Origin of the sequence: Mesorhizobium sp. M1C.F.Ca.ET.210.01.1.1, from assembly GCF_004791585.1 — a bacterium.
Lineage (GTDB): Bacteria > Pseudomonadota > Alphaproteobacteria > Rhizobiales > Rhizobiaceae > Mesorhizobium.
On sequence record NZ_SRUU01000004.1, the window covers coordinates 210081 to 225972 of the forward strand.

Sequence of the window (15892 nt, forward strand, 5' to 3'; positions counted from 1 at the left end):
CCTTAGACCCACCGCCCCTATCCACCACGGACAGAGGGATGCCAAAACGTGACGGCTCTCTCGACAAGAGCGACCACGCCATAAAAGACCGAACCCGCCAGTGCTGCAACTGCGATTTCGGCCCAAACCATGTCGATGTTCATCCGCCCGACTTCCGTCGAAATGCGGAATCCCATTCCCACCACAGGCGTGCCGAAGAACTCCGCGACGATGGCGCCAATCAACGCCAGCGTCGAGTTGATCTTCAGCGCGTTGAAGATGAATGGCATTGCCGCCGGCAGCCTGAGCTTCAGAAGCGTCGGCCAGTAACCCGACGCATAAGTGCGCATCAGGTCGCGCTCCATATGGCCGGAGGCGGCGAGCCCGGCGACCGTGTTCACCAGCATCGGGAAGAAGGTCATGATGATGACGACCGCCGCCTTGGACGGCCAGTCGAAGCCGAACCACATGACCATAATGGGTGCCACGCCGATGATCGGCAGCGCCGACACCATGTTGCCGATCGGCAGCAGCCCGCGCCGCAGGAACGGCACGCGGTCGGCGAGGATGGCGACGATGAAGCCCGCAAGATTGCCAACGACATAGCCGACCAGCACCGCCTTGAAGATCGTCTGCCGCACATCCGACCCCAGGATCGGCAGCGAATTGGCAATGCGCGCGCCGATGGCGCTTGGCGGCGGCAAAAGGATGAACGGAATTCCGGCGCCCCGCGTCACCGCTTCCCAGATGATCAGAATCCAGGCGCCGAAGATCGCCGGGATGACCAGGCGTAGCGCGTTCCTTGCGACGCTTTGGCTCGGACGCAATGCGGAGAGCAAGGCAACGCATCGCCAGGCAAGCAGCCAGGCAGCGGCAAGCAGCAAGAAATATGGCGCCAGCGCCGTGCCTTCAAAACCGGCTATGCCCTTGATGAGAAGCCAGGCGGCGGCATGAGCACCGACGAACAGCATGATGGCTTCAACAATCGAGGTGAGCTTCGCCATCGAGACCAGCGCTGCAATTAGCAGCAACCCGATGATCAGGCCTTTCGCGCCCATGTAAGGATAGGCAATGGTCGCCGTGGGCTGCGCCAAGGCCGCCGCTTCCGGTTTCGACATCGCGCCAAGCGCGAAAGCGATAAGGCAGAGCAGAAGGGCAAGCACTGCCTGCAAGGATGGCTTCAACCAGGTCATGCCGGCCTCCCGCCCATGGCGCGGTCGACCAGGCGGCCGGCAACGCCGACCACCATGACCAGAAGTGCGGCAACCACCGAGCCCGCGACCAGCGCCGACCAGATGTCGATCGTCTGGCTGTAATAGGCGCCGGACAAGAGCTTGGCGCCGATGCCGGCGACCGCGCCGGTCGGCAACTCGCCGACGATGGCGCCGACCAGGCTCGCCGCCACCGCCACCTTCATCGAGGTGAACAGGAACGGCACCGATGCCGGGACCCTCAGCTTCCAGAAGGTCTGCGATCGGCTGGCATTATAGGTGTGCATCAGGTCGAGATGCATGATCTCGGGCGAACGCAGCCCCTTCACCATGCCGACGGCAACCGGGAAGAAGGAGAGATAGGTCGAGATCAGCGCCTTCGGGATAAGGCCGGTGACGCCGATCGCCGCCAGCACCACGATGATCATCGGCGCCACCGCCAGGATCGGAATGGTCTGCGAGGCGATGATCCACGGCATCAGGCTGCGGTCGAGCGTCGTCACATGCACGATGCCGACGGCGATGACGATGCCGAGCGCGGTGCCGAAGGCAAAGCCGAGCAGCGTCGAGGACAGCGTCACCCAGGCATTGTAGACGAGGCTGCGGTTCGAGGTGATCGACCGCAGGAAGGTGTTCTCGAAGAAGTTCACCGCCACCTGGTGCGGCGCCGGCAGCGTCGGCTTCGGCTGCGACAGCGTCTTGCCGATGAATTCGACGGTGCCGGGTGTTTCGTTGGCCCTCTGGTCGAGGTCGCGCTGGAACGGCGCGTTGAGGATGACGGCGAAAACGTACCATATCACCACCACGCCAGCGAGGATGGTGGTCACCGGGATGATCTTGGAACGGAATGAGTCCATTCCTCAGTCCTCGTAGGAATGGCCGGCCCGCAGGCCATCGCGCACGCGCGCAGCGATCGCCAGGAATTCCGGCGTCTCGCGGATGTCGAGCGGCCGCTTCCTGGGCAGCGTCGATTCGATGATGTCGGTGACGCGGCCCGGCCGCGGCGACATGACGACGATGCGCGTCGACAGGTAGACCGCCTCGGGGATCGAATGGGTGACGAAGCAGATCGTCTTGTTGGTCCGGTCCCAGAGATCGAGGAGCTGTTCGTTCAAATGGTCGCGCACGATCTCGTCGAGCGCGCCGAACGGCTCGTCCATCAAGAGCAAATCGGCGTCGAAAGCGAGCGCACGTGCGATCGAGGCGCGCTGCTGCATGCCGCCGGAAAGCTGCCAGGGATATTTCTTCTCGAAACCGGAGAGGTTGACGAGTTCCAGCGTGCGCTTGATGCGTTCCGCCTGCTCGGCCTGGCTGAGACCGATGATCTCCAGCGGCAGCGCCACATTGCGCTCGATCGTGCGCCACGGGAACAGGGCGGCCGCCTGGAAGACGTAACCATAGGCGCGTTTCTCGCGCGCCTGCTCCGGCGAAATCCCATTGACCAGGATCGTTCCTGATGTTGGCTTTTCGAGATCGGCGATGACGCGCAGCAGGGTCGTCTTGCCGCAGCCGGACGGGCCGATGAAGGAGACGAACTCGCCCTTGCCGATGGTCAGGTCGACATTGGACAGTGCCTGCACCGGACCGTCATTGGTCTGGAAGGTGAGGCCAAGTTTGCTTGCCGATACGACGGCTGGCGACTGTCCGCTCATTGGCAGAAACCTGCCTGTCGCAGCCGCTGCCGCGCAGCATGAAATCCCGTTGCTTTTGCGGTGATGTTGCTTTCCACTCGTCCTGTCCCACTCGATCGACGCCCGGAGCCTTGCCGATGTCGCCTAAACCCACCTGTCATCTTATCCGCCCTGAAAGCACTTATGAAGGCAAGCAGGGGCTGAGCTATTTCGCCGGCATTGCCGCCGAAACCGTCGGCTCCTCCGGCATCTGCATGCATCTCCTCACCATGCCGCCCGGCGCCCGCGCCAAGGCGCATATGCACGAGAACCATGAGACCGCGATCTACGTGCTCTCCGGCGAGGTCCACACCTGGTATGGCGATCGGCTCGAGCACCACATCGTCGTCAAGGCGGGCGATCTCTTCTACATCCCGGCGGGCGTGCCGCACCTGCCCGCCAATCTGAGCGGCGCTCCCTCTTCGGCGGTCATTGCCCGCACCGATCCCAACGAGCAGGAAAGCGTTGTCCTGCTGCCGGAACTGGATGCCTTGGTTGCCTGAGGTCGACGGGACTGCCGTCATTTGCACCGGGAGACTTCTCCCATTGCATTGCCGTCCTGGTCGGTCACCACCAGCTTCTTCGCATTCTTTTTGCTGCGCTTGATGATGAACTTTGTCGGCGACTGCCCCTCTTCGCCTTCCGCCTCACATTTTGCTGTCACCACAAGCGAACCATCGGCCTGCGCCTGCTTATCGCTGAAGGTGCAGGCGCTGGCCGCGGTGATCAGCTCCTTGTCGGTCAGAAGCAGCATCTGATCGGCGGCGACTTCCTGGCCATTCCTGTTGATACAGCCATACTTGTCGCCGTAAGGCTTGCTGAGGTCGATGCCGGCAGCAAAGGCCGAGCCTGCGGTCAGCAGCGAGGCAGCCACGATTGCAAGATAGGGAGCCCGCACGCTCAAACTCCCGTCGCCGGAATGCCGGAGCGCTCCACCTTGCGTGGTGCGCTGATCTCCTTCCAGGTCGACAGTGCCCGGTTGACCGCGGCGTTCGGCTCGCGAGCGACGAACTCGCCGTGCCCGATCTTGGCCTTGATGTCGGACTCTTCGATCGATAGCTCGCCGCGCGAGAAGACGAAGCGCGGCAGACCGGTCACCTCGAAACCTTCGAAGACATTGTAGTCGATCACCGACTGCTGCTTCTTGGCCGAGATCGTCTTCTTGCGCTTTGGGTCCCAGACGACAATGTCGGCATCCGCGCCTTCGACGATCGCGCCCTTCTTCGGATACATGTTGAGGATCTTGGCGATGTTGGTCGAGGTCACGGCGACGAACTCGTTCATCGTGAGACGTCCGGTGTTGACACCTGTGGTCCACAGCACAGGCAGCCGGTCCTCGAGCCCGCCGGTGCCGTTCGGAATCTTGGTGAAGTCGCCGATGCCGTTGCGCTTCTGCTTGGTGGTGAAGGAGCAGTGATCGGTCGCTACCACCTGGAGCGATCCGGCCTGCAGGCCGGCCCACAGCGAATCCTGATGCCATTTGCTGCGGAAGGGCGGGCTCATCACGCGGCGCGCCGCATGGTCCCAGTCCTTGTTGAAATATTCGGTCTCGTCGAGCGTCAGATGCTGGATCAACGGCTCGCCGAAAACCCGCATGCCCTTCTGCCGCGCGCGGCGAATGGCCTCGTGGCTCTGCTCGCAGGAGACATGCACGACATAAAGCGGCACGCCAGCCATGTCGGCGATCATGATGGCGCGATTGGTCGCTTCGCCTTCCACCTCCGGCGGGCGCGAATAGGCGTGGCCTTCCGGCCCGTTGTTGCCGGCGGCAAGCAGCTTCTGCGAAAGGGCCGCGACCACGTCGCCATTCTCGGCGTGAACCAAGGGCAGCGCGCCGAGATCGGCGCAGCGCTGGAACGAGGCGTACATCTCGTCGTCGTCGACCATCAATGCGCCCTTATAAGCCATGAAGTGCTTGAACGAGGTGATGCCCCTGTCGACGACGGTCGCCATCTCGTCGAACACCTGCTTGCCCCACCAGGTGATCGCCATGTGGAAGGAATAGTCGCAGGCAGCCTTCGAGGTCTTGTTGTCCCACATCTGCAGTGCTTCCAGCAGCGACTGCTGCGGCGCCGGCAGGCAGAAGTCGACCACCATGGTCGTGCCGCCGGAGAGTGCTGCCCGCGTGCCGGATTCGAAGTCGTCGGCCGAATAGGTGCCCATAAAAGGCATTTCGAGATGGGTGTGCGGATCGATGCCGCCCGGCATGACGTAGCAACCGGTGGCGTCGAACTCATGATCGCCGTGCAGGTCCGAGCCGATGGCGATGATCTTGCCATGGCTGAACACCACGTCGGCCTTCCATGTCCGGTCGGCGGTGACGATGGTGCCGTTCTTGATGACTTTGGTCATTCTCTGGTTCCCCTGATTTTTCGCGCTTCTTTGCGAGCGGTGTAGCGAGGTGACGGATCTAATCGGTCATTCGACGATTCCCGCCGTTTCGACCACCGCATGGAAAAGCACGTCGGCGCCGGCCGCCGCCCATTCCTTGGAGATGTCCTCGGCCTCGTTGTGGCTGAGACCGCCGACGCAGGGGCACATGACCATGGTCGCCGGCGCGACCTTGGCCGCCCAGCAGGCGTCGTGGCCGGCGCCCGAAATGATGTTCATGTGGCTGTAGCCGAGCTTCTCGGCAGCCGTGCGCACGCGTCCGACCAGTGTCGGATCGAAGGTCACCGGGTCGAAATGGCCGACCGCCTCGACCGAGCATTTCACGCCGAGCGGCTCGCAGATCTTCGGCGCTTCCTTCTCGATGCGGGCGCGCATGCCGTCGAGCTTGGCCTGGTCGGGCGAGCGGATGTCGACGGTGAAGATCACCGTGCCCGGCAAGACGTTGCGCGAATTGGGCGAGAACTTCACCTGGCCGACGCCGCCGACGGCGCCGGGCTGGTTTTCCATGGCGACCGTCTGCACCATCTCCAGGATGCGCGCCATGGCAAGGCCGGCATTGACGCGCATGTTCATCGGCGTCGAGCCGGTATGCGCCTCCCTGCCGGTCAACGTGAATTCCAGCCACCACAGGCCCTGGCAGTGGGTGACCACGCCGATCTGCTTGTTCTCGGCTTCGAGGATCGGCCCCTGCTCGATATGGTACTCGAAATAGGCGTGCATCTTGCGCGCGCCGACCGTCTCGTCGCCGACCCAGCCGATCCGCTTCAGCTCGTCGCCGAAACTCAGGCCGTCGAGGTCCTTGCGGGCATAGGCATAGTCCTGTGTATGGACGCCGGCGAAGACGCCGGAGGCGAGCATGGCCGGCGCGAAGCGCGCGCCTTCCTCGTTCGTCCAGTTGGTGACGACGATCGGATGCTTGGTCTTGATGCCGAGATCGTTGAGCGAGCGCACGACCTCCAGGCCCGAGAGCACGCCGAGGACGCCGTCATATTTGCCGCCGGTCGGCTGGGTATCGAGGTGGGAGCCGACATAGACCGGCAGCGCGTCCGGCTCGGTGCCTGCGCGCGTCATGAACATGGTGCCCATCTGGTCCACGCCCATGGTGAGCCCGGCCTCGTCGCACCAGGACTTGAACAGCTCGCGGCCCTGCTTGTCGGAATCGGTGAGCGTCTGGCGATTGTTGCCGCCGGCAATGCCGGGGCCGATCTTCGCCATCTCCATGATGGAATCCCACAAACGGTCTGAATTTACTCGCAGATTCTCGCCGGGGGCAGCCATTCAAAGTCCTCTCATTTCATGTCTCCGATCGGGCGGCGGTTCCCGACGCCGCCCGATCGGTCGATGCAGTTTAGTCTATCGAGCGTAGAACGTCCCTGACATGGTCGATCAGTTCGTTGATCTGGCCCTTGGTGATGATCAGCGGCGGCGACAGCGCGATGATGTCGCCGGTGGTGCGGATCAGCGCGCCGCGCTCGAATGCCTTGACGAAGGCCGAGAAGGCCCGCTTGGTCGGGCTGCCGGGGATCGGCGCCAGTTCGATCGCGCCGATCAGGCCGATATTGCGGATGTCGATGACATGCGGCTCGCCCTTCAGCGAGTGCAGCGCGTCTTCCCAATAAGGCGCAAGCTCCTCGCCGCGGGTGAGCAGGCCCTCGTCCTTGTAGGTATCGAGCGTGCCCAACGCGGCTGCGCAGGCGATCGGATTGCCCGAATAGGTATAGCCGTGGAAGAACTCGATCATGTGCTCCGGGCCGGTCATGAAGGCGTCGTGAATCTCCTTCTTGACGAACACTGCGCCCATCGGGATGACGCCGTTGGAAACGCCCTTGGCCGTGGTCATGATGTCCGGCGTAACGCCGAAATAGTCGGCCGCGAACGGCGCGCCGAGACGGCCGAAGCCGGTGATGACCTCGTCGAAAATCAACAGGATGCCGTGCTTGGTGCAGATCTCGCGCAGCCTCTCGAGATAGCCCTTTGGCGGCAGGATCACACCGGTCGAGCCCGCCACCGGCTCGACGATGACGGCCGCGATGGTCGAAGCGTCATGCAGGGTTACCAGGCGTTCCAACTCGTTCGCCAGCTCCGCGCCATGCTCCGGCACGCCCTTCGAGAAGGCGTTCTTCTCCGGCAGGTGCGTGTGCGGCAGATGGTCGACGCCGCCGAGCAACGTGCCGAACATCTTGCGGTTGGCGACGATGCCGCCGACCGAGATGCCGCCGAAATTGACGCCGTGATAGCCGCGCTCGCGGCCGATCAGCCGGGTGCGCGAGCCCTCGCCGCGAACGCGGTGATAGGCGATCGCCATCTTCAGCGCGGTTTCGACCGATTCCGAGCCGGAATTGGTGAAGAAGACATGGTCCATGCCCTTCGGCGCGATGTCGACCAGGCGGTTCGCCAGCTCGAACACGATCGGGTGGCCCATCTGGAAGGCCGGCGCATAGTCGAGCTCGGCGGCCTGGCTCTGGATCGCCTCGGTGATCTTCGGCCGGCAGTGGCCGGCGTTCACGCACCACAAGCCGGCGGTGCCGTCGAGCACCTTGCGGCCGTCGCTGGTCGTGTAATGCATGTCTTTGGCGGACACGAACATGCGCGGCGCCTGCTTGAACTGCCGGTTTGCCGTGAACGGCATCCAGAATGCGCTGAGATCGTTCGGCGTGACTTTCAGCCGGTTGGACATGACCAAGACTTCCCCTTGTAACCTGTTTCGGTGAGGCCAACGCTTGGTCTTCGCTGCGTTTTCGTGCTACGCAAATTTTTGACCGATTGGACAAACGTTAGCACCGCCATGTTGGCGGTCAAGGGATTACTAACGGAAATGCGGCATCGGAAGCGCGCTCCACAGGCCAAGGAAAAACTGGTCCAGAGAATTGGTCCAGGTCGCGCGTGCTGCGAAGGTTTGCGGGGGTGACGGCCACGATGGAAGGTTCAGCTCCCCGCCGCACCCGCATCCAGCAGGAAAAGCGCGAGCTCATCCTGGAAGCCGCGCTCGAAGTCTTCTCAACCAACGGTTTCCGCGGCTCGACCATCGACCAGATTGCCGAAGCAGCCGGCATGTCGAAGCCGAACCTTCTCTATTATTTCCGCCGCAAGGAAGACATTCACGAGACGTTGATGCAGCGCCTGCTCGACACCTGGCTAGCGCCGCTCCGGGAACTGGACGACATCGGCGATCCATTGACCGAGCTCAGGAGCTACATCCGCCGCAAGCTCGAAATGGCGCGCGACTTTCCGCGCGAGAGCCGGCTCTTCGCCAACGAGATTTTGCAGGGCGCGCCGCGCATCATGCCGATGCTGGAGGGCGAGCTGAAGACATTGGTCGACGAGAAGGCCGCCATCATCAAGGGCTGGATGCGCGCCGGCAAGCTCGCCCGCACCGATCCCTGGCACCTTATCTTCGCGATCTGGGCGACGACCCAGCATTATGCCGATTTCGACGTGCAGGTGCGCGCCGTGCTCGGCGCAGACCGCGGCGGCGACGGCCGCTTTGAGGACGCTGCGCGGTTCCTGGAGCAACTGTTCCTCGATGGGCTGAAGCCGAAAGGCTAGTGTCTCGTCCGAGGATAACTGAGGGGGCCTCAGGCGCTGCGCCGCTCGGCCGGCTGGGCGTCGAGCAGCTTCTTGAGCTTGGCGATCGAGTTCTGCTCGGCAAGCGGCGTGTAGACGATCAGCCGCATGTCCGAGCCGTCGTCGATCGACAGGCTCATATGCTCGAAGGCCATCGCGCCCACCCTCGGGTGCCGAAGGTGTTTGACCCCCGTCAGTTTTCGCGCCACGTCCCGCCGCGGCCACCAGTCGCGGAATTCCGGGCTTGAGCGCATCATCAGCGCGATCAGCCGCTCGAAATCCGGGTCGCCGACATATTTCGCGCTCTCAGCGCGAAACGACGCGAGCACCACACGCGCGCGCTCATCCCAGTCGACCAGCAGCCGGCGGTGGTGCGGGCTGGTGAACACCAGGTGGACGATGTTGCGAGCGTCGCCCTCCAGCAGGCTATAGTCGCCGAACACCGCCACCGCGGCATCATTCCAGGCGAGCACGTCCCAGCGCCGGCCGACGACATAGGCCGGCTGCAGGACAAGGCTTTGCAGCATGTGCAGCAGCGTCCCGTCGACCTTTTCGGGCGCCAGCATGCGCCGCTCGGGCTGCTGGCGGCCGGCGAGGATGAACAGGTGCCGCTTTTCGACGGTGTCGAGGCGCAACGCATCGCAGAGCGCTGTCAACACCTCCACCGAGGGCCGCACGTCCCTGCCCTGCTCCAACCAGGTGTACCAGGTGGTGCCGACGCCGGCGATCATCGCCACTTCCTCGCGCCTCAGCCCTGGCGTGCGCCGCCTCGCGCCGGTCGCAATGCCTATGGCCGCGGGCGACAGCCTTTCGCGGCGCGAGCGCAGGAAGGCGCCAAGCTCGCGGCGACGGCTGTCCTCGGGGGAACGGGTCACGGCATCCATGAGACTATTATAGCAGTACCGATACCAGGATAAAGTTTGAACTGTTTGCGAGGCGCGCCGCGCACCATCTTGCGTTCAGAGCAGCACCAGGAGGCTCTGGACATGGAATTGAAAGACAAGATGGTTCTCGTCACCGGCTCGACCGACGGTGTCGGCCGCGTGGTCGCCGAAAGGCTCGGCGCCGCCGGCGCCAGCGTGCTGGTGCATGGCCGCGATGAAGGCCGGGGCAAGGATGTGGTGGCCGCCATCGGGGCAAAGGGCGGAAAGGCCGAATTTCTCGTCGCGGACCTCGCATCGCTTGCGGAAGTGCGCCGCCTCGCCGAAGCCGTGCGAGCAAAGACCGACCGGCTCGACATTCTGATCAACAATGCCGGCGTCGGCACCGGCGGCCAGGTTGCCAAGAGGCAGGTAAGCGCCGACGGCTATGAGCTCCGCTTCGCTGTCAACTATCTCGCCGGCTTCCTGCTGACGTCGGAGCTGCTGCCTCTGCTGAAGGCAAGCGCGCCGGCGCGCATCGTCAACGTCGCTTCGGCGGGCCAGCAGGCGATCGATTTCGATGATGTCATGCTGACCCACGGTTATTCCGGTGTGCGCGCCTACTGCCAGAGCAAGCTGGCGCAGATCCTGTTCACCATCGACCTGGCCGAACAGCTCAAGGGCACCGGCGTCACCGTCAATGCCCTGCACCCGGCAAGCTACATGGACACGACAATGGTCCGGCAGGCCGGCGTCACACCGTGGAGCTCGGTGGAGACGGGCGCCGAGGCGATCCTCAACCTCGCCGCATCGCCGGCGCTCGAAGGGCGCAGCGGCCTCTATTTCGACGGCCAGCGGGAATCGCGGGCCGATGCGCAAGCCTATGACGAAAAAGCCCGCCGCCGGTTGCGCGCCCTCAGCCTCGAACTGATCGGACAATCGTCCAAGACATCCAGGGAACAGCATTCATGACTATCGAACACTGCGTGATCGTCGGCGGCTCGTCCGGCATTGGCCTTGCTACAGCCAAACGGCTGGTCAGCCCCACCATGAAAGTGACGATCACCGGCCGCAACGAGGAGAAGCTGAAGAACGCTTGGAAGAGCCTTGGCGGTACCGTCGGCAAGGCCGTGTTCGACGCGACCAGGCCGGATGAGGTGCGGCAGTTCTTCGACGGCCTTGAGCCGTTCGATCATCTCGTTCTCGCCGCAAGCGGCGGCAAGGGTCTTGGACCGTTCGCGACGCTCGACCTCGCCGACATTGGCAGCGGCGTCGACGAGAAGATCAGGCCGCAACTGTCCTGCCTCCAGGCGGCCTTGCCGACCTTGAATAGAAGCGGATCGGTCACCTTCATTTCAGCCGTCTCGGCGCAGCTCGCGGCGCCCGGCGTTGCCGGCATCGGCGCCATCAACGGCATGCTTTTGACCGTTGCGCCGATTCTGGCCGTCGAGCTGAAGCCGTTGCGCGTAAACGTCGTGGCGCCCGGCGTCATCGATACGCCCTGGTGGGATTTTCTACCCGAGGACCAGCGGCAGGCGGTCTTTGCCGAATATGCCGGCAAGACGCCGGTCGGCCGCATCGGCCGCGCCGAGGACGTCGCCGACGCGATTGCCTTCCTGGTCTCCAACGGCTTCATGACCGGCCAGGTGCTGACCTGCGACGGCGGTCTGCGCTTTGCCGCGTGAGCGGATGCCGTGGCGGCCGCCTTGCAGCGGCCGCTACACTCCTTGCGCAACCAGCGCCAGGAACCCGCCGGCCACGGCAACATTGCCGACGACGCCGTTGATGCAAGAGGCACGGTCTGGACCCTGATGGTCCCAGAAATTATGGAACATCGGCGTCGCGACGATCAGGAAGACGATCAGGGCAGCTGCCGCCAAAGCGGTCCAAAGGCCGGCGATCACCAGCGCGCCGGCGACGACCTGCAGCACGATGCCCAGCCATAGAGCGAGCGCGGCCTGCGGCACACCGCGCGCGGCCATCAACGAGGCGACCAACTTTCTGTTCTGGATGTTGCGTAGGCCGGCAAAAACGAAAGCGCCGCCCAGCAGCAGGCGCGCCACGACCAGAATCTCGTTCTGAAAATTCTCAAACATGTCATTGATCCCAAAAACGAAAAAAGCGTGGGCCTGTCACGAGCCCACGCTATCGATGGATAAACTCAGGCGGCCTTGGCGGCCGGCATCGGATGGATGGCGTGGAACGGAATGCACAGCCGGTTCCAGGTGTTGATCATGCCGAGCGCGACCGAAAGCTTGACCAGTTCCTCTTCCGAGAAATGCTCAAGCGTGCGGGCGTAGAGTTCGTCCGATACGCCGTTATCGGCGATCAGCGTCACGGCTTCGGTCCAGGCGAAGGCGGCGCGCTCGCGCTCCGAAAACAGCGGCGATTCCTTCCAGGCGGCGACGAGATAGAGCCGCGTCTCGGTCTCGCCGTCGCGCCTCGCCTCGCGGCTGTGCATTTCGACGCAATATGAGCAGCCATTGATCTGCGAAGCCCTGAGCTTGATCAGATGCAGCAGGCTCACTTCAAGCCCGCATTCGTCGACCGCCTTGTTGAGTGCCGACACCGCCTTCATGATCTGGGGCGCCTTGGCAAAGAACTGCAATCTCTGTTTCATCGTCTTTCCTTCCGGGTTTTGGGTGGGTCTAGATCTGCTTGGATGAAGTGGATTTCTGCGGCCGCTGGTGACGCTCGACGAAAGCGCAGCTAGCTGCAAACGAGCGGGGATCGCCTTCCGCGACATAGTCCGCCACGATGTCGGACAGCTTCACTTCGGCAAGTGCTGCCCGATAGGCGCGCTCGGCCTTCAGCATCGCGGCGTTGATGCCGCAAGGCTTGACATAGGCCGACGCATCGATCTTGACCGGGCCGCGCTGGCGGATTTCCCCGCAGCGGAATGCCGGCTCTCGCCCTTCGACGGCCAGCACGATATCGAGCAGCGTGATTTGTTCCGCCGCCCGTGCCAGCCGATAGCCGCCCGCCGGCCCCGGCACCGATTCCAGGATGCGCGCCACGGTGAGTTGGTTGAGATGTTTCAGCAGATAGCTCGGCGACAGCCCGAAGTATTCCGCGAGCGCCGCACCCGGCATGGTGCTGTTGCCGTCCACGCTGGCAAGCGTGGCCGCGCAGTGGATGGCCGCCTCAACGCCCTCGCCCAGCTTCATCGTGCCGATCTCCTATTCGTGGATATCTTTTATCATGGATAATTTTTATCCGCAATGGAGAAATGAAAATTGCCCCGCTAATTCACAAAAAGGCAAAGTGAGAGAACGGCGCCTATCAGGACTGGGTTCCTCGCACCCCGCGAAGCGGGGGAGAGGTGGCTCGGCGAAGCCGGGACGGAGAGGGGACACCCTCTGCGAAGTCAAACCGGTCAAGGACGAGGCGCAAGAAAGATAACGGGCAATCGGGGCCTCGGCGGTGTCCAGCCGTCCCGAAGGCCCCTCTCCGTCCCGGCTTCGCCGGGTCACCTCTCCCCACTTCGTGGGGCGAGGAACCCAAGCTTATTCCGCCGCCGCCTTGGACATCGGATTGTTCGGGTGCGTCGTCCAGTTGGCGTAGATCGGCGACACCGGCTTGCCGGTGCGCTGATCCATCGAGCCCGCCGCCAGCGGCTCCATCGTGATGCAGCCTTCGACGGGGCAGACGTTGACGCAAAGGTTGCAGCCGACACATTCGGCCTCGATCACCTCGAAATGCCTAACACCGTCGACCATGCTGGTGATCGCCTGGTGCGAGGTGTCCTCGCAGGCGATGTGGCAGCGGCCGCACTTGATGCAGGCATCCTGGTCGATGTGCGCCTTGGCGACATAGTTGAGGTTGAGGTACTGCCAGTCGGTGACGTTGGGCGTAGCGCGGCCGATGATGTCGGAGAGCGAGGCATGGCCCTTGTCGTCCAACCAGTTCTCGAGCCCCGCGATCATCTCCTGAACGATCTTGAAGCCATAGGTCATCGCCGCCGTGCAGACCTGCACATTGCCGGCGCCAAGCGCCATGAATTCGGCGGCATCCCGCCAGGTGGTGATTCCGCCGATGCCGGAGATCGGCAGGCCGTGCGTTTCCGGATCGCGCGCGATCTCGGCCACCATGTTCATGGCGATCGGCTTCACCGCCGGTCCACAATAGCCGCCATGCGAACCCTTGCCGTCGATGGTCGGCTGCGGCGCGAAGCTGTCGAGGTCGACGCCGGTGATCGAATTGATGGTATTGATCAGCGACACCGCGTCGGTGCCGCCGGCCTTGGCCGCCCGCGCCGGCTTGCGGATGTCGGTGATGTTGGGCGTCAGCTTGGTGATGACCGGCATGCGCGTGTACTGCTTGCACCAGCGCACCACCATTTCGATATATTCCGGCACCTGGCCGACAGCCGAGCCCATGCCGCGCTCGCTCATGCCGTGCGGGCAGCCGAAATTGAGCTCGATGCCGTCGGCGCCGGTCTCCTCGACCAGCGGCAGGATCGCCTTCCAGCTTTCCTCCTCGCAAGGCACCATGATCGAGGCGACCAGCGCCCGATCCGGCCAGTTCATCTTGACCTGCTTCATCTCGCGCAAATTGGTTTGCAGGTCGCGGTCGGTGATCAGTTCGATGTTGTTCAGGCCGAGCAGCCGGCGGTCGGCGCCCCAGATCGCGCCGTAGCGCGGGCCATTGACGTTGACGACCGGAGGCCCTTCTTCGCCCAGCGTCTTCCAGACCACGCCGCCCCAGCCGGCCTTGAAGGCGCGCTCGACATTATAGGCTTTGTCGGTCGGCGGCGCCGAGGCCAGCCAGAACGGATTGGGCGACTTGATGCCGACGAAAGTGTTGCGGATGTCTGCCATGCTCATGCCCTCCCGTTAGAGGTCAGTGCCCGGTGGATGCTCTCGGCGGCGTCGCGCCCTTGAGCCACTGCCGAGACGGTCAGGTCGTCGCCGCCGAAGATGCAGTCGCCGCCGGCCCAGACTTTTGCCAGCGAGGTGCGGCCTTCGGCATCGACCTTGATGCGGCCGCCTTCGAGCTCGATCTGTTCGGCGCTGCCATTGAGATGGGCCGGCACGAAGCTCTGGCCGATCGCCTTGAACACCTGGTCGGCGTTGAGCCTCAGCATTTCGCCGGTGCCCGCGAGCTTGTCGCCGCTGATCGCCGTGTACTCGAGTTCGATGGCCGACACCTTGCCGTTCTCGGCAATGACGCGCTTCGGCTGCAGCCAGTGGCGGATGGTGACGCCATTGGCGGCGGCCAGATCCTGCTCGAAGCCGGAGGCGTTCATGTGCTCCTGCCCGCGCCGGTAGCAGACGGTCACTTCCTCAGCGCCGAGCAGCTTCGACTGCACCGCGGCATCGATCGCCGTCATGCCTCCGCCGATGACGACGACGCGACGGCCGACCGGCAGGCTGGAAAGGTCGCTCGCCTGCCTGAGCTCGGCGATGAACTCGACGGCGTTGGCGACGCCGTCGGCATCCTCGCCTTCGGCGCGCAGCGCATTGACGCCGCCAAGCCCGAGGCCAAGGAACACCGCATCGTAGTTGCGCATCAGGTCGGCAAGCTGGAAGTCGCGGCCGAGCGCCTTGCCGTTCTGGATGTCGATGCCCCCTATCGAAGTCACATAGTCGACCTCGGCCTGGGCGAAATCGTCGACGCTCTTATAGGCGGCGATGCCGTATTCGTTGAGGCCGCCCGCCTTCGGCCGCGCCTCGAGGATCGTGACGTCATGGCCGTGGCGGGCAAGACGATGCGCCGCCGCGAGACCCGCGGGCCCGGCGCCGACCACCGCGACCGTCTTTCCGGTCGGTTCGGCGCGCTTGTAGAACTGCTTGTTCTCATCCATCGCCACGTCGGTGGCGTAACGCTGCAGCCGGCCGATCTGCACCGGCTTGCCTTCCGCCACTTCGCGCACGCAGACCTCTTCGCAAAGCGTCTCGGTCGGGCAGACGCGGGCGCACATGCCGCCGAGGATGTTCTGGTCGAAGATCGTCTTGGCCGAGCCCAGCGGATTGCCGGTGGCGATCTGGCGGATGAACATCGGGATGTCGATCGACGTCGGACACGCATTCATGCACGGCGCGTCGTAGCAGAAATAGCAGCGATCGGCCTCGACCAGCGCCTCGTGATGATCGAACGGCGGATGCAGATCGGAAAAATTGTCGGCATACTGCTCGGCCGACAGTCGGCCGCCGGCAATGCCTTCCTTGAAATGACCAGTCGCCATTCCAGTTCCCCTTGTTGTTGTTTTGGGGAA

17 protein-coding genes are annotated in these 15892 nt (G+C 63.7%); 4 read left to right on the forward strand and 13 right to left on the reverse strand.

The window, feature by feature from the left end; translation table 11 throughout:
• Positions 1–17: 17 nt before the first annotated feature.
• From EN853_RS06810 to EN853_RS06820, 3 genes are read right to left on the reverse strand one after another with little or no spacing between them, the layout of a single operon-like run.
• Positions 18–1172 carry an ABC transporter permease gene (locus EN853_RS06810; protein WP_127858662.1) on the reverse strand — a complete coding sequence of 385 codons (1155 nt, stop codon included), beginning with the start codon at positions 1170–1172 and terminating at the stop codon, positions 18–20.
• Positions 1169–2047: an ABC transporter permease gene (locus EN853_RS06815; RefSeq protein ID WP_127858661.1), complete on the reverse strand. Its 879-nt coding sequence runs from the start codon at positions 2045–2047 to the stop codon at positions 1169–1171. Before EN853_RS06815 ends, EN853_RS06810 begins: the two co-directional genes overlap by 4 nt.
• Positions 2048–2050: 3 nt before the next feature.
• Entirely contained in the window at positions 2051–2842 is a 792-nt protein-coding gene (locus EN853_RS06820; protein ID WP_127858660.1) for an ABC transporter ATP-binding protein, read from the reverse strand.
• Between the two features lie 110 nt (positions 2843–2952).
• Between EN853_RS06820 and EN853_RS06825 the strand changes: the two genes are divergently transcribed.
• Positions 2953–3363: a cupin domain-containing protein gene (locus tag EN853_RS06825; protein WP_189343863.1), complete on the forward strand. Its 411-nt coding sequence runs from the start codon at positions 2953–2955 to the stop codon at positions 3361–3363.
• Positions 3364–3380: 17 nt separating this feature from the next.
• On the opposite strand, the gene EN853_RS06830 is transcribed toward EN853_RS06825, so the two are convergent.
• The 4 genes from EN853_RS06830 to EN853_RS06845 form a co-directional block, all read right to left on the reverse strand.
• On the reverse strand, positions 3381–3758 hold the full coding sequence (locus EN853_RS06830) for a hypothetical protein (RefSeq protein WP_127858659.1): 378 nt from the start codon (positions 3756–3758) through the stop codon (positions 3381–3383).
• A 2-nt stretch (positions 3759–3760) separates the two neighbouring features.
• Positions 3761–5212 carry a dihydropyrimidinase gene (gene hydA, locus EN853_RS06835; RefSeq protein WP_127858658.1) on the reverse strand — a complete coding sequence of 484 codons (1452 nt, stop codon included), beginning with the start codon at positions 5210–5212 and terminating at the stop codon, positions 3761–3763.
• A gap of 66 nt (positions 5213–5278) precedes the next feature.
• The gene (locus EN853_RS06840) at positions 5279–6529 is read right to left on the reverse strand and encodes a Zn-dependent hydrolase (RefSeq protein WP_127858657.1); all 1251 of its coding nucleotides are present in this window, start codon (positions 6527–6529) and stop codon (positions 5279–5281) included.
• A 70-nt stretch (positions 6530–6599) separates the two neighbouring features.
• Positions 6600–7928 (reverse strand): aspartate aminotransferase family protein, encoded by a 1329-nt coding sequence (locus EN853_RS06845; RefSeq protein WP_127858656.1) that lies wholly within the window; start codon positions 7926–7928, stop codon positions 6600–6602.
• Between the two features lie 239 nt (positions 7929–8167).
• Here EN853_RS06845 and EN853_RS06850 point away from each other — a divergent pair, with 239 nt between their 5' ends.
• Positions 8168–8797, forward strand: coding sequence for a TetR family transcriptional regulator C-terminal domain-containing protein (locus EN853_RS06850; protein ID WP_127858655.1), 630 nt, complete (start codon positions 8168–8170; stop codon positions 8795–8797).
• Positions 8798–8826: 29 nt separating this feature from the next.
• Here the strand turns inward: EN853_RS06850 and EN853_RS06855 are convergent, their stop codons facing one another.
• Complete coding sequence (locus EN853_RS06855; RefSeq protein WP_127858654.1) at positions 8827–9699, reverse strand: helix-turn-helix transcriptional regulator; 873 nt, start codon at positions 9697–9699, stop codon at positions 8827–8829.
• A 102-nt stretch (positions 9700–9801) separates the two neighbouring features.
• Between EN853_RS06855 and EN853_RS06860 the strand changes: the two genes are divergently transcribed.
• Entirely contained in the window at positions 9802–10647 is an 846-nt protein-coding gene (locus EN853_RS06860) for an SDR family oxidoreductase (RefSeq protein ID WP_127858653.1), read from the forward strand.
• Positions 10644–11360, forward strand: a complete 717-nt coding sequence (locus tag EN853_RS06865; protein ID WP_127858652.1) for an SDR family oxidoreductase — start codon at positions 10644–10646, stop codon at positions 11358–11360. The genes EN853_RS06860 and EN853_RS06865 overlap by 4 nt, the downstream gene beginning before the upstream one ends.
• A 33-nt stretch (positions 11361–11393) precedes the next feature.
• Here EN853_RS06865 and EN853_RS06870 read toward each other — a convergent pair whose 3' ends face one another.
• The 5 genes from EN853_RS06870 to EN853_RS06890 form a co-directional block, all read right to left on the reverse strand.
• Positions 11394–11771, reverse strand: coding sequence for a DoxX family protein (locus EN853_RS06870; RefSeq protein WP_127858651.1), 378 nt, complete (start codon positions 11769–11771; stop codon positions 11394–11396).
• A gap of 65 nt (positions 11772–11836) precedes the next feature.
• Positions 11837–12295, reverse strand: coding sequence for a carboxymuconolactone decarboxylase family protein (locus EN853_RS06875; protein ID WP_127858650.1), 459 nt, complete (start codon positions 12293–12295; stop codon positions 11837–11839).
• Positions 12296–12323: 28 nt separating this feature from the next.
• Positions 12324–12842, reverse strand: coding sequence for an Rrf2 family transcriptional regulator (locus EN853_RS06880; protein WP_127858649.1), 519 nt, complete (start codon positions 12840–12842; stop codon positions 12324–12326).
• A 339-nt stretch (positions 12843–13181) separates the two neighbouring features.
• A complete protein-coding gene (gene preA, locus EN853_RS06885) occupies positions 13182–14495 on the reverse strand; it encodes an NAD-dependent dihydropyrimidine dehydrogenase subunit PreA (protein ID WP_127858648.1) in 1314 nt (437 codons plus the stop codon).
• Between the two features lie 2 nt (positions 14496–14497).
• A complete protein-coding gene (locus EN853_RS06890) occupies positions 14498–15862 on the reverse strand; it encodes an NAD(P)-dependent oxidoreductase (protein ID WP_127858647.1) in 1365 nt (454 codons plus the stop codon).
• Positions 15863–15892: the final 30 nt, after the last annotated feature.